Annotated in this window: 13 protein-coding genes and 9 tRNA genes; all 22 read left to right on the top strand. The window is 56.5% G+C overall.

The features are described 5' to 3' along the window. The first annotated feature begins 3 nt into the window (after positions 1-3). The 22 genes from ruvA (at position 4) to R2E40_RS19005 (ending at position 12,537) form a co-directional block, all read left to right on the top strand. Positions 4-618 carry a Holliday junction branch migration protein RuvA gene (ruvA, locus tag R2E40_RS19110; RefSeq protein WP_016351960.1) on the top strand — a complete coding sequence of 205 codons (615 nt, stop codon included), beginning with the start codon at positions 4-6 and terminating at the stop codon, positions 616-618. Positions 619-626: 8 nt separating this feature from the next. Continuing rightward, positions 627-1,637 (top strand): Holliday junction branch migration DNA helicase RuvB, encoded by a 1,011-nt coding sequence (gene ruvB, locus R2E40_RS19105; protein ID WP_011707371.1) that lies wholly within the window; start codon positions 627-629, stop codon positions 1,635-1,637. A 936-nt stretch (positions 1,638-2,573) separates the two neighbouring features. Continuing rightward, positions 2,574-4,130 (top strand): cytochrome ubiquinol oxidase subunit I, encoded by a 1,557-nt coding sequence (cydA, locus tag R2E40_RS19100; protein ID WP_318164142.1) that lies wholly within the window; start codon positions 2,574-2,576, stop codon positions 4,128-4,130. Positions 4,131-4,142: 12 nt separating this feature from the next. After that, positions 4,143-5,279: a cytochrome d ubiquinol oxidase subunit II gene (cydB, locus tag R2E40_RS19095; protein WP_011707369.1), complete on the top strand. Its 1,137-nt coding sequence runs from the start codon at positions 4,143-4,145 to the stop codon at positions 5,277-5,279. A 14-nt stretch (positions 5,280-5,293) separates the two neighbouring features. Further along, entirely contained in the window at positions 5,294-5,410 is a 117-nt protein-coding gene (gene cydX, locus R2E40_RS19090) for a cytochrome bd-I oxidase subunit CydX (protein WP_005304933.1), read from the top strand. Continuing rightward, positions 5,397-5,708, top strand: coding sequence for a cyd operon YbgE family protein (locus tag R2E40_RS19085; protein ID WP_039213707.1), 312 nt, complete (start codon positions 5,397-5,399; stop codon positions 5,706-5,708). Before cydX ends, R2E40_RS19085 begins: the two co-directional genes overlap by 14 nt. Before the next feature lie 105 nt (positions 5,709-5,813). Continuing rightward, on the top strand, positions 5,814-6,221 hold the full coding sequence (gene ybgC, locus R2E40_RS19080; protein WP_011707367.1) for a tol-pal system-associated acyl-CoA thioesterase: 408 nt from the start codon (positions 5,814-5,816) through the stop codon (positions 6,219-6,221). A gap of 1 nt (position 6,222) precedes the next feature. Beyond that, complete coding sequence (gene tolQ, locus R2E40_RS19075) at positions 6,223-6,900, top strand: protein TolQ (RefSeq protein WP_211274729.1); 678 nt, start codon at positions 6,223-6,225, stop codon at positions 6,898-6,900. Next, positions 6,900-7,346, top strand: a complete 447-nt coding sequence (gene tolR / locus R2E40_RS19070; protein ID WP_011707365.1) for a protein TolR — start codon at positions 6,900-6,902, stop codon at positions 7,344-7,346. Before tolQ ends, tolR begins: the two co-directional genes overlap by 1 nt. A gap of 5 nt (positions 7,347-7,351) precedes the next feature. Further along, the gene (tolA, locus tag R2E40_RS19065; protein ID WP_011707364.1) at positions 7,352-8,515 is read left to right on the top strand and encodes a cell envelope integrity protein TolA; all 1,164 of its coding nucleotides are present in this window, start codon (positions 7,352-7,354) and stop codon (positions 8,513-8,515) included. 94 nt (positions 8,516-8,609) lie between these two features. Next, positions 8,610-9,935: a Tol-Pal system beta propeller repeat protein TolB gene (gene tolB / locus R2E40_RS19060; RefSeq protein ID WP_318164141.1), complete on the top strand. Its 1,326-nt coding sequence runs from the start codon at positions 8,610-8,612 to the stop codon at positions 9,933-9,935. Positions 9,936-9,984: 49 nt separating this feature from the next. Beyond that, the gene (pal, locus tag R2E40_RS19055; RefSeq protein ID WP_005304908.1) at positions 9,985-10,509 is read left to right on the top strand and encodes a peptidoglycan-associated lipoprotein Pal; all 525 of its coding nucleotides are present in this window, start codon (positions 9,985-9,987) and stop codon (positions 10,507-10,509) included. A gap of 158 nt (positions 10,510-10,667) precedes the next feature. Then, complete coding sequence (gene ybgF, locus R2E40_RS19050; protein WP_318164140.1) at positions 10,668-11,477, top strand: tol-pal system protein YbgF; 810 nt, start codon at positions 10,668-10,670, stop codon at positions 11,475-11,477. Between the two features lie 174 nt (positions 11,478-11,651). Beyond that, positions 11,652-11,727, top strand: a tRNA-Lys gene (locus R2E40_RS19045). A gap of 31 nt (positions 11,728-11,758) precedes the next feature. After that, a tRNA-Val gene (locus tag R2E40_RS19040) sits at positions 11,759-11,834 on the top strand. A 48-nt stretch (positions 11,835-11,882) separates the two neighbouring features. Next, positions 11,883-11,958, top strand: a tRNA-Lys gene (locus R2E40_RS19035). Between the two features lie 21 nt (positions 11,959-11,979). After that, positions 11,980-12,055, top strand: a tRNA-Val gene (locus R2E40_RS19030). A 23-nt stretch (positions 12,056-12,078) separates the two neighbouring features. Then, positions 12,079-12,154: transfer RNA gene (locus tag R2E40_RS19025), tRNA-Lys, on the top strand. Between the two features lie 16 nt (positions 12,155-12,170). Beyond that, a tRNA-Val gene (locus R2E40_RS19020) sits at positions 12,171-12,246 on the top strand. A gap of 23 nt (positions 12,247-12,269) precedes the next feature. After that, positions 12,270-12,345 (top strand) — tRNA-Lys (locus R2E40_RS19015). Positions 12,346-12,362: 17 nt separating this feature from the next. Beyond that, positions 12,363-12,438, top strand: a tRNA-Val gene (locus R2E40_RS19010). 23 nt (positions 12,439-12,461) lie between these two features. Beyond that, positions 12,462-12,537 (top strand) — tRNA-Lys (locus tag R2E40_RS19005). Positions 12,538-12,540 lie beyond the last annotated feature (3 nt).

Here is a 12,540-nt window from a genome sequence, read left to right as displayed (position 1 = left end):
GCCGTGATTGGTCGCTTGAGAGGCGTAGTCATTGAGAAACAACCCCCCGAGGTACTGCTGGAGGTCGGGGGCGTGGGCTATGAGGTACAGATGCCCATGAGCTGCTTCTATGATCTGCCCGAGATCGGCAAGGAGGCGACCATCCACACCCATTTCGTGGTGCGGGAAGATGCCCAGCTGCTCTATGGCTTCAACCACAAGCAGGAACGGGCGCTGTTTCGCGAGCTGATCAAGACCAACGGGGTCGGTCCCAAGCTGGCGCTGGCCATCCTCTCCGGCATGACCGCCACCCAGTTCGTGCTGAGCGTCGAGCGCGAAGAGATAAGCTCCCTGGTCAAGTTGCCGGGGGTGGGCAAGAAGACCGCCGAGCGGCTGGTGGTGGAGATGAAGGACAGGCTCAAGGGCTGGGTCAGCCATGATCTCTTCTCGCCGGCCGAGATCACCCTGCCTGCCAGAGAGAGTGCCCTGCGGGCGCCGGATTCGAGCGAAGAGGCGGCCAGCGCGCTGGTGGCGCTCGGCTACAAGCCGCAGCAGGCCAGCCAGATCGTCAGCAAGGTCGCTGTCGACGGCATGTCGGTGGAAGATATCATCCGTGAAGCACTGCGCAGCCTGGTGTGAGGTAGACAATGATTGAAGCGGATCGTCTCATCTCCGCCTCCGGCGGGCGGGAAGAGGAAGTCATCGATCGGGCCATCCGGCCCAAGCTGCTGGCCGATTACACCGGTCAGGATCCCGTCTGCGAGCAGATGGAGATCTTCATCGCGGCGGCGCGCCAGCGTGGCGAGGCGCTCGATCACCTGTTGATCTTCGGCCCGCCGGGGCTTGGCAAGACGACGCTGGCCAACATCGTGGCCAACGAGATGGGGGTCAACATCAAGACCACTTCCGGCCCGGTGCTGGAGAAGGCCGGCGATCTGGCGGCGCTGCTCACCAACCTCGAACCAAACGACGTGCTGTTCATCGACGAGATCCACCGCCTCAGTCCGGTGGTGGAGGAGGTGCTCTATCCGGCGATGGAGGACTACCAGCTCGACATCATGATCGGGGAGGGGCCCGCCGCCCGTTCCATCAAGCTCGATCTGCCCCCCTTCACCCTGATCGGTGCCACGACCCGGGCTGGCTCCCTCACCAGTCCGCTGCGGGATCGTTTTGGCATAGTGCAACGGCTCGAGTTCTACAACGTCAAGGATCTGACCGACATCGTCGCGCGCAGCGCCCGTTGCCTCGGGCTCGACATGACGGAAGACGGTGCACTGGAGGTGGCGCGTCGTTCGCGCGGTACGCCGCGAATTGCTAACCGTTTGTTGCGCCGGGTGCGCGATTTTGCCCAGGTGAAATCTGACGGCCGCATCGATGGACCCATAGCGGCCCGAGCCATGGACATGCTGGACGTGGATAATGAAGGCTTCGACTTCATGGACCGCAAGTTATTGTTGGCTGTGATAGACAAGTTTCTGGGCGGGCCGGTGGGGCTCGACAACCTGGCGGCTGCCATCGGGGAGGAGAAGGACACTATCGAGGATGTACTCGAGCCTTATCTGATCCAGCAGGGCTATCTGCAACGTACACCCAGAGGGCGGATCGCGACACCAAGAGCTTATGCGCATTTTGGCCTGCAACGGCCAGATGAAGGGTGAAAATAGCTGATTGAACAAAAAACCGCCGCCAGAGGCGGTTTTTTGTTATCCGGGCAAAAAAAAGCCCACTGCGGATGCGGTGGGCAAAGACAATTCAGGATGGATGTTCACAGACAGTGAGTGCGTCTGGAGACAGACCGGTAAAAAAACAGAGGAGCCGTCGCGAGGCCTCAGAGTCGGTTCATTTGATAGAGCTGCACGAACGAAAGCTTGTAGTAACGGATGGTTTTAGCAACAAACTTTTTCATCTTTGATTCCAATAAACAGGTTCGAAATGTTCATCGAATACGTACCGGGAACCCAGATTGACCGGCCTGTATCCAAGGGTATGCCCTCACTGCGAGGCGCATTGTAGGAGCTCTATCGGACTCGGACAAACAAGAAAAATTACCTATCTCAGATTAGATTAACTAATCATTTTGCCGGCTTGTGGAATTAGCATGAACATGCGTTTTTAGTGGTTTTTAATTAGTTTTATTCGGACCCGGCACAGCCACAGGAAACATTATGAAAACGACCTTGTCAGTTGTTTTTTAACAGAACCATTACTAATTGGTGATAAATATAAATTTGATTTAAATCAATGATTTGCGATCTTTGTTTTTTTGTGACGCAGCTCTCTAAAATAAATCTCATCGGTCATGAAAATGCCTTTAAAAGGCATGTATTCATGATGGTTTTACATTGATTTCAATCAAATAAAGGTGATATAAAACGCAGGTCATTATGGGCGGGAATAAAGCAAGCTAGATTGTTTTGCAATTGTTAAACATTAGCTTTTTTTGTTCCCTATTATTGCCTTGTTGTTAATGTGGTGGCAGTCGAATCCGGTCGTCAGTGCAAAACTGGAACATGACCGATAATTCGGGGACTTCCAACGGAAGCTTTGTCCTTAAAACTTAAAATAGCCGTGCCAATAATCGGTGAGGAAACATCATGATTGCTGAGCATGTGGTAGACCTATCGCGGTTCCAATTCGCTGCGACGGCCCTTTATCACTTCCTGTTTGTGCCCCTGACGCTCGGAATGGCCTTCATTCTGGCGATCATGGAGTCTGTCTATGTGATGACCAACAACCCTGTCTACCGGGACATGACCAAGTTCTGGGGCAAGTTGTTTGGTATCAACTTTGCCCTTGGGGTCACCACAGGGCTGACCATGGAGTTTCAGTTCGGTACCAACTGGGCTTACTACTCCCACTACGTCGGCGATATCTTCGGGGCCCCGCTGGCCATCGAAGGCTTGATGGCCTTCTTCCTGGAATCCACCTTCGTCGGTATGTTCTTCTTCGGTTGGGATCGCCTCTCCAAGCGTCAGCACCTGGCTGCGACCTGGCTGATGGCGCTGGGGACCAACCTCTCCGCCCTCTGGATCCTGGTGGCCAACGGCTGGATGCAGAACCCGGTCGGTGCCGAGTTCAACTTCGAATCCATGCGGATGGAGATGGTGAGCTTCGCCGAACTGGTGTTCAACCCGGTTGCTCAGGTCAAGTTCGTGCATACCGTCGCGGCCGGCTACACCACGGGCGCCATGTTCGTGCTGGGTATCTCTTCCTACTACCTGCTAAAGAATCGTGATGTGGCCTTTGCCCGTCGCTCCTTCGCCATCGCAGCCGCTTTCGGCATGGCTTCCATCCTCTCCGTGCTGATCCTCGGTGACGAGTCCGGTTACGAGACCGGTGAGGTGCAGAAGGTGAAACTGGCGGCCATCGAGGCCGAGTGGAACACCGAGCCGGCACCTGCCTCCTTTACCCTGTTTGGCATTCCGAATCAGGAAGAGATGCGCACCGACTACGCCATCAAGATCCCCTATGCGCTCGGCATCATCGCTACCCGTTCCCTGGATGGTCAGGTCACCGGCCTCAAGGATCTGAAGAGCGAGCATGAGCTGCGCGTGCGCAACGGCATGACCGCCTACGACCTGCTGACCAAGCTGCAATCCGGCGACAAGTCCGACGATACCCGTACCCGCTTCGATGAAGTGAAGCAGGATCTGGGCTACGGTCTGCTGCTCAAGCGCTACACCAACAACGTCACCGATGCCACCGACGAACAGATCAAGGCTGCCGTGGATGACTCCATCCCGCAGGTTGCGCCGCTGTTCTTTGCCTTCCGCATCATGGTTGCCTGCGGCATGCTGATGCTGCTGCTGATCGGTCTGGCCTTCTATGACAGCACCCGCCACAAGATCGGCGAGCGCAAATGGCTGCTCAAGGCGCTGCTGTACGGTATCCCCTTGCCTTGGATCGCCATCGAGTGTGGCTGGTTCGTCGCTGAGTATGGCCGTCAGCCCTGGACCATCGCCGAAGTGTTGCCGACCTCCGTCTCCGCATCCAATGTGCCGGCGTCCGAGATCTGGTTCTCCCTGATCGGGATCTGCCTGTTCTATACCGTACTGCTGATCATCGAGATGTATCTGATGTTCAAGTACGCGCGTCTGGGCCCAAGCAGTCTGAAGACGGGCAAGTACCACTTCGAACAGAGCAAGGCATAAGGAGAGTAACCCATGTTTGATTACGAAATGTTGCGTCTGGTCTGGTGGGTGCTGGTCGGTGTCTTGCTGATCGGTTTCGCCATCACCGACGGCTTCGATATGGGGGTGGGCGCACTGCTCCCCTTCGTCGGCAAGAAGGATGTCGAGCGTCGGGTGATGCTCAACACCATGGGCCCGCACTGGGAAGGTAACCAGGTATGGTTGGTGACTGCCGGTGGTGCCCTGTTTGCCGCCTGGCCCATGGTCTATGCCGCAGCCTTCTCCGGCTTCTACATCGCCATGATCCTGACGCTGATGGCCCTGTTCTTCCGCCCGGTCGGCTTCAAGTACCGCTCCCTGCGTGAAGACGCCAAGTGGCGCAGCAACTGGGACTGGGCACTGTTCGTCGGCAGTGCGGTACCACCCATCGTGTTTGGCGTGGCATTCGGCAACCTGCTGCAGGGCGTACCGTTCGACTTCAACCAGTTCATGATGCTGACCTATCACGGCAACTTCTTCGGTCTGCTCAATCCGTTCGGCCTGCTGGCCGGTCTGGTGAGCCTGTTCATGCTGGTCACTCAGGGTGCGACCTGGTTGATGATGAAGACCGACGGTGAAGTGCTGGCCCGCTCCCGCACTGCCGCCATGATCTGCTCGCTGCTGACTCTGGTGCTGTTCGGTCTGGCCGGTTTCTGGGTCAGCGGCATGGAAGGCTATGTGGTGGTCAAGGCGGCCGCGACCGATGCCGTTTCCAATCCGATGAACAAGGAAGTGGTGCGCCAGGCCGGAGCCTGGATGAACAACTACAGCCTCTATCCCTGGATGGTTGCAGCACCTGTGCTGGGTCTGGCCATGAGCCTGCTGACCGCGCTGTTCGCCAAACTGAACAAGGGCTGGCTGGCGTTCACTACCTCCTCCCTGGCGGTTGCCGGCGTGATCCTGACTGCGGGCTTCTCCATGTTCCCGTTCGTGATGCCTTCCAGTCTTGAGCCGTCACTGAGCCTGACCATGTGGGATGCCACTGCCTCCTTCAACACCCTCAAGGTGATGACGGTGGCGGCTGCCATCTTCGTACCGATTGTGCTGGGTTATACCCTGTGGACCTACATCAAGATGTTCGGCCGGGTGACCAGCAAGCACATCGAAGACAACCAACAATCGCTCTACTAAGAAGGTGCCCTGATATGTGGTATTTCACCTGGATCCTGGGTCTGTTGCTGGCTTGCGCATTCGGCATCATCAATGCGCTCTGGCTGGAGCACACCGAGAACATGGATCGCCAGATCGATGAGAACAAGTGATCGACTCGCCCGGTTGGCCGCTCCCTTGGAGCGCCAACCCTGGCAGGGGTTGATGCTGTTGGCGGCGGCCCTGTTGGCCGTCGCTATTTTACAGGCTCCCAACCTGGTGGCCGCCAATACCAGTGAACACGGGCTCTGGCTCGCGCCCTGGCTGATGTGGGCGGTCTGTTGTGGCGTCATGCACGGGCTGGGATTTCATCCCCGCAGCCTCATCGGTCGTGTGCTGTTTTGCCCCTGGCTCGCTTGGCCCAGTTTGTTATATGGGCTCTGGTTGACCCAAGGCTATTTCCTTTCATAAAAAACGGGGGGAGGCAGGATTTCCCTGCTTCCCCCTGCTTCTTTCCTATTCAGCCCTGCGCTATGATAGCCCCCCATCTGACTGTCGAATGGATCACAGATTGTTATGGGGGAAGTCTCTGAGTTTCCGGTACGGGTCTACTACGAAGACACCGATGCCGGGGGCATCGTCTACAACGCCAATTATCTCAAGTTTATGGAACGTGCTCGCACCGAGTTCCTGCGCTGCGGCGGCATCGAACAGGATGTCATGCTGCGCGACGGGTTCGCGTTTGTGGTGAGTCGAACAGAGATCGATTTCCGCTCGGCGGCCCGATTTAATGAGCTTTTGACTGTATTAACGCAAGTGACTGAAGTGAAACGTGCCTCCATGCGTTTTTCACAACGGATACTAGCGGCTGATGGACGACTGATCACCCAGGCCATGGTACAGATAGCTTGTGTCAGTCATCCGCATATGAAACCTGTTGCAATACCTGAAAATGTGAAGGGAGTGCTGTTAAGTGCACGCTGAAATTTCGTTTATTGGCCTGTTTTGGCAAGCCAGCCTGCTGGTAAAACTGGTCATGATGACCCTGATGGGTATGTCGGTAGTCTCCTGGGCGCTGATCATCCAGCGTTCCAAGGCCATCAAGGCAGCCAATCTCGCATCGGAGCAATTTGAAGACAGATTCTGGTCCGGGGTCGATCTGAACCGTCTCTACCAGGAGTCCTCCTCCCGTCGCGACGACATCGAAGGCATGGAAGACATCTTCTACTCCGGCTTCAAGGAGTACGCCCGTCTACTCAAGGCCGGTGCTCGTGGTCAGGATGCGGTGATGGACGGTACTTACCGTGCCATGCGGGTCTCCCTTTCCCGTGCCGTGGACGAACTGGAATCCAACCTGCCGGTGCTGGCGACCATCGGCTCCATCAGCCCCTACATCGGTCTGTTTGGTACCGTCTGGGGGATCATGAACGCCTTTATCGCCCTGGGTCAGGTGCAGCAGGCCACCCTGCAGATGGTGGCACCCGGTATCGCGGAAGCGCTGATCGCCACCGCCATGGGTCTGTTTGCCGCCATCCCGGCCGTTATCTTCTACAACCGCTTCTCCAACAAGGTCGAGCGGCTGGAAAACGCCTACGCCAACTTCATGGACGAGTTCACCACCATTCTGAACCGTCAAATTGCTCAGCAGCAGGGTGATCAGTAATGCAAACCTATCAGCGGATCCGGCGCAAGAAGGTGGCTGAGATCAACGTGGTTCCCTATATCGACGTCATGCTGGTGCTGCTTATCATCTTCATGGCGGTGACGCCCGTGATCACGCAAGGGGTCAAGGTTGACCTGCCGCAGGCGGAATCCGAGCAGTTGCCGGAAGATGCCAAGCCGCCCTTCATCGTCAGCGTCAATACCGAGGGTGAGTACGTCATCAAGGCCGGTGAGGCCGATGACGAGCCGGTGCCTGCCGGTACTCCCGAGGCGATGCAGCAATACATCACCGAGAAGGCCATGGGCTATCTGGCCATCAACCAGAACGCCCCCGTGGTGGTCGCCGGCGACAAGTCGGTGCGCTACGAAGAGGTGATCCTGCTGATGGTGGCCCTCAAGAAAGCGGGTGTGCCTCAGGTCGGCCTGATGACGGATCCGGTGAACTGACGGAGATGGATGTGAAGCGTGGTATTTCCGGTTATCTCATCGCGTCGCTTCTGCTGCACCTGATCATCGGCATCATCCTGTTTGTCGGGCTCGACTTCAGCAAGCCGAAGCGACCCGAGTCGAAGGGGCAGATCGTCAATGCTGTCATGCTCGACGAGAATTTCCTCAACGAGCAGGCCAAGCAGATCCAGCAACAGAAGTCTCAGCCCAAGCCGCAGAAGGTAGAGAAAGAGAAGGATAAGGAAGACACGGACATCGCCAAGCGCGAGCTGGCCCAGCAGCAGGAGCGGCTGCGTATCGCCGAGACCAAGCGCAAGGAGGCCGAAGAGGCCACCCGCAAGGCCGAGGCTGAAAAGCAGAAGAAGGTAGCCGAGCAGAAGCAGGCGGAAGAGAAGGCCCAGAAGGCCGAGGAAGCCCGCAAGCTGGAAGAGCAGAAAGCCAAGAAGGTGGAAGCCGAGCGCAAGGCCGCGGAAGAAGAGAGCAAGGCGCTGGCGCTGAAGAAGAAAAAGGAACAAGAGAAGAAAGAGGCCGAAGAGAAGCAGGCCAAGGCGGACGCAGCCAAGAAGGCGGAAGCCGAGAAGAAGGCCAAGCAGGAGGCTGAGAAGAAAGCCAAGGCCGAAGCGGACAAGAAAGCCAAGGCGGAGGCCGAGAAAAAGGCCAAGGCCGAAGCCGACAAGAAAGCCAAGGAGGCCAAGGAAGAGGCCGCCAAGAAGGCAAAAGCTGACGCAGAGAAGAAAGCCAAGGCGGAGGCCGACAAGCAGGCCAAGATCGCGGCAGAGCGCAAGCGCAAGGCGGCCGAGGAGGCCAAGCTGCAAAAAGAGATGGAAGACATGATGCAGCAGCAGCTGGCGGCTGAGGCCAATGCCCGCAGTCAGGCGGCATCTGCTGCAGCGCAGGGCGAGGTCGACAAATACGCGGCACTCATCAAGGCGACTGTTGAGCGATATATGATTTTGGATCCCACCATGCGGGGCAAAACATGTACTATCGGCGTACGTCTTGCGAGCACTGGCTTTGTCATCTCGGTAGATAACGGCCAGGGTGACCCGGCGGTATGTCGTTCCGGCAAGGCGGCCGTATTGAAGGCCAACCAACTGCCGGTGCCGAAAGATCCTGCGGCGTTCGAGATGTTGAAGGAGTTCAACCTCAAGTTGGAACCGAGCATCTAAGGCCTGGGTAAGGTAAATCGTGTAGCGTGGTTGGCAGCATCTTGCCGAGAAAGGAAGTTAATCTCTCATTTTTTTGGAACCGAGTATTTAAGCCATGATAAGAAAAGTGTTTTTTGCTTTGGTTGGCTGTTTGTTGCTGGGCCAGAGCGCCCAGGCGGCCTTGGACATCGTCATCACTGGCGGTATCGACAGTGCCCGACCCATTGCGGTCGCCCCCTTCAAGTGGGAAGGCAATGGCCAGCTGCCGCAGGACATCGCGGAAGTGGTCTCCAACGACCTGATGCGCAGCGGCAAGTTCAAGCCGCTGGCTCGTGGCCAGATGCCGCAGACGCCGAGCACCAGCGGTGAAATCAACTTCGCACCCTGGGCTTCGCAAGGGGTCGAGGCCGTGGTGGTCGGTTCCATTGCCGCTGTCGGTGACGGTACCTACAAGATCAACTTCGAACTGGTCGACGTGCTGAAGGGCCAGCTGGCCAAGGCGCAAGGCGGCGAGAGCAACGGCTACATCCTGGACAGCCGCATGGCGACCATCCCGGGTGCCCAGATGCGTCAGTTTGCTCACCGCATCTCCGACATCGTCTATGAGCGTCTGACCGGCGAGCGTGGGGCCTTCCTGACCCGCCTGGCCTATGTCTCCGTCCAGCAGGGCACCCAGTTCCCGTATCAGCTGCGCATCGCCGACTACGACGGCTACAACGAGAAGACCCTGCTGCGCTCCCGCGAGCCGCTGATGTCCCCGGCCTGGTCGCCGGATGGCAGCAAGCTGGCCTACGTGAGTTTCGAGAACCAGAAGTCCGAGATCTACGTGCAGGATATCTACACCCAGCAGCGCAGCCTGATCACCAGTTTCCGCGGGATCAACGGTGCGCCTGAGTGGTCTCCGGATGGTCGTCGTCTGGCTATCGTTCTCTCCAAGGATGGTTCACCGAACCTCTATGTGGTTGATGTCGCTAGCAAGCAGCTGACCCGCGTCACAACCAGCCGGGTGATCGACACCGAACCCTCCTGGATGCCGGACGGGCAAAATTTGTTGTTCACCTCTGAACGTGGTGGCAAACCCCAGATTTATAGCGTAAATTTGGCGACTGGTATGACTCGCCGGATGACTTGGGAAGGTGAATCCAACCAGGGCGCATCCATCACTCCTGATGGCAAAATCATGGTGATGGTGACTCGTGTTCAGGGGCAGTACCGTATTGCCCGCCAGGACATGGAAAACAATACCCTGCTGGTCCTTACCCAGAGTGCGCTGGATGAGTCGCCAAGTGTGGCTCCCAATGGCAGCATGATCATTTATGCCACCATCTATCAGGGTCGTAAGAGTCTCGCGTTGGTGTCGACTGATGGTCGCTTCAAGGCTGTGCTTCCGACCAGTAGCGGTGAAATTCGTGCACCAGCTTGGTCGCCCTTCTTGAATTGATAAAAATCCAATTGTTTTTTGTTTTGTTATAAAGGTTTAAGGAAATAGCATGCAACTCAATAAACTGCTCAAGGGTTTGGCCATCGCACTGCCACTGTTCACCCTGGCCGCTTGTAGCTCTTCTTCTGATTCTGACGCCGCTGGCGCTGAGTCAGGTATGACCGACGGCATGGGCGGTGTACAAACCGGCGGCGCCAACGGCATGTTGTCCCCGGAAGAGCAGATGCGTCAGAAGTTCGAAGCGCTGCAACGTGACAACGTGATCTACTTCCCGTTCGACGGTTACGATATCCAGGGTCAGTACGCTGATCTGCTGGATGCCCACGCCAGCTACCTGCGCGAGCGCCCGAGCGTGAAAGTCCTGATCGAAGGTCATGCCGACGAGCGCGGTACTCCGGAGTACAACATCGCCCTGGGCGAGCGTCGTGCCAAGGCCGTTGCCAAGTATCTGCAAACCCTGGGTGTGCAGGCCGAGCAGCTCTCCATCGTCAGCTATGGCGAAGAGAAGCCGCTGGACATGTCCCACACCGAGGATGCCTTTGCCAAAAACCGCCGTGCGGTTCTGGTTTACTAAGGTTTAAACCGAACAAAGTTCGTTTATATGCAAGCGGCCATTTCGATGGCCGTTTTATTTGCACTAAACGCCAAGGTTTGATCCGAATGAAATCTGCATAAGCGAGCGACGATGGCGCTGGCCGTTTTATTTGCCCTAAACGCTAAGGTTTGATCCGAATGAAATCTGTGTACAAGCAAGCTGTTGTTGCGCTGGCCGTATTGGTTGCTCTGAATGCGCAGGCGGCGGCTCCCGTCAGCGATCTGAGCAGTGACTCGGGTGGTGGAGTTGTCCTTAGCGGCAACAACGGCGCCATCGTGCCCACCGGCAGCCTGGAAGACAGGGTTGCCCTGCTGGAGCGCACCCTCAATGCCCGTCTGCGGCTGCAAGCCGAATTGCAGCAGCAGGTCGACTCCCTGCAGGGAGAGGTCTCCGAGCTGCGCGGTCAGCTGGAACAGCAGACCTACCAGATGGAACAGTCGCAAGAGCGTCAGCGTCAGCTCTATCAGGAGCTCGACAAGGTGGCCAACAGCCAGCCTGCTGCTACGCCAGCAGCCCCGGCAGCCGCCGCTGCGAGCGCGACACCGGCTGCTGCGGCCAACTACTCGACCAACCTGAATGAGAACCAGGCCTACGATGCGGCCGTGAACATGGTGCTCAAGGAGAAGAACTACGACAAGGCCATCCCCGCCTTTGAAGGGTTCATCAAACAGTATCCAAGCTCGAGCTATGTCCCCAATGCCCATTACTGGCTGGGTCAGCTGTTGTTCAACAAGGGTGACCGGACCGGCGCTGCTGCCCAGTTCACCACGGTGGCAACCAAGTTCAGCAAGTCACCCAAGCGAGCCGATGCGCTGTTGAAGCTGGGCATGCTGGCACAGCTTGATGGCAAGAAGGCGGAAGCGAAGAACTTCTATGAGCAGGTGATCAAGGGTTACCCGAACACCTCGCCGGCCCAACTGGCCAAGCAGAGTTTGAGCAAGCTGTAACATTGCTGCATGTCACTGTTTTCGTAACAGTCTTGTAAATACAGCCCCGCTTTGTATGCGCAATGAACAAACAGATTGAATTTAAGATTTTTCTATTGCGCCAGGATGATAAATCCGTAATATAGGCCGCCGTCAGAGCCGGTGCAGTATTGCAGTCGGTCCTGGTCGTGGTGAGGGTCGTTAGCTCAGTCGGTAGAGCAGTTGACTTTTAATCAATTGGTCGCTGGTTCGAATCCAGCACGACCCACCATTCTCTCCACCAGGTGGAGACAGCATTCCCAGGTCGCTTAGCTCAGCTGGGAGAGCACCTCCCTTACAAGGAGGGGGTCACTGGTTCGATCCCAGTAGCGACCACCAGTTTTAAACTGTTTGCCAAGGCAAGCAGTGTGCCAGGCAAGTCGGTGTGGGTCGTTAGCTCAGTCGGTAGAGCAGTTGACTCTTAATCAATTGGTCGTAGGTTCGATCCCTACACGACCCACCAATCTGGCCACAAGAATTCCCAGGTCGTTTAGCTCAGCTGGGAGAGCACCTCCCTTACAAGGAGGGGGTCACTGGTTCGATCCCAGTAACGACCACCAAGTTTGTAAAAAATGATTTAGATGGGTCGTTAGCTCAGTCGGTAGAGCAGTTGACTTTTAATCAATTGGTCGCTGGTTCGAATCCAGCACGACCCACCATCATTTCAGAATCCCAGGTCGTTTAGCTCAGCTGGGAGAGCACCTCCCTTACAAGGAGGGGGTCACTGGTTCGATCCCAGTAACGACCACCAAGTTTGTAAAAAATGATTTAGATGGGTCGTTAGCTCAGTCGGTAGAGCAGTTGACTTTTAATCAATTGGTCGCTGGTTCGAATCCAGCACGACCCACCATCATTTCAAGAATCCCAGGTCGTTTAGCTCAGCTGGGAGAGCACCTCCCTTACAAGGAGGGGGTCACTGGTTCGATCCCAGTAACGACCACCAAGTTTGTAAAAAATGATTTAGATGGGTCGTTAGCTCAGTCGGTAGAGCAGTTGACTTTTAATCAATTGGTCGCTGGTTCGAATCCAGCACGACCCACCATCA

It is taken from the genome of Aeromonas sp. CD (genome assembly GCF_033349375.1).
Classification (GTDB): Bacteria; Pseudomonadota; Gammaproteobacteria; order Enterobacterales; family Aeromonadaceae; genus Aeromonas; species Aeromonas hydrophila.
This window is presented reverse-complemented; position numbering and strand designations above follow the sequence as displayed.

Excerpts from the sequence above, each read along its gene's own strand:
- tolR (WP_011707365.1), top strand. The coding sequence starts at position 6,900 with ATGCAAACCTATCAGCGGATCCGGCGCAAGAAGGTGGCTGAGATCAAC.
- tolA (WP_011707364.1), top strand. The coding sequence starts at position 7,352 with ATGGATGTGAAGCGTGGTATTTCCGGTTATCTCATCGCGTCGCTTCTG.
- cydB (WP_011707369.1), top strand. The coding sequence starts at position 4,143 with ATGTTTGATTACGAAATGTTGCGTCTGGTCTGGTGGGTGCTGGTCGGT.
- ybgF (WP_318164140.1), top strand. The coding sequence starts at position 10,668 with ATGAAATCTGTGTACAAGCAAGCTGTTGTTGCGCTGGCCGTATTGGTT.
- ruvB (WP_011707371.1), top strand. The coding sequence starts at position 627 with ATGATTGAAGCGGATCGTCTCATCTCCGCCTCCGGCGGGCGGGAAGAG.
- pal (WP_005304908.1), top strand. The coding sequence starts at position 9,985 with ATGCAACTCAATAAACTGCTCAAGGGTTTGGCCATCGCACTGCCACTG.
- ybgC (WP_011707367.1), top strand. The coding sequence starts at position 5,814 with ATGGGGGAAGTCTCTGAGTTTCCGGTACGGGTCTACTACGAAGACACC.
- cydA (WP_318164142.1), top strand. The coding sequence starts at position 2,574 with ATGATTGCTGAGCATGTGGTAGACCTATCGCGGTTCCAATTCGCTGCG.
- tolB (WP_318164141.1), top strand. The coding sequence starts at position 8,610 with ATGATAAGAAAAGTGTTTTTTGCTTTGGTTGGCTGTTTGTTGCTGGGC.
- cydX (WP_005304933.1), top strand. The coding sequence starts at position 5,294 with ATGTGGTATTTCACCTGGATCCTGGGTCTGTTGCTGGCTTGCGCATTC.
- R2E40_RS19085 (WP_039213707.1), top strand. The coding sequence starts at position 5,397 with ATGAGAACAAGTGATCGACTCGCCCGGTTGGCCGCTCCCTTGGAGCGC.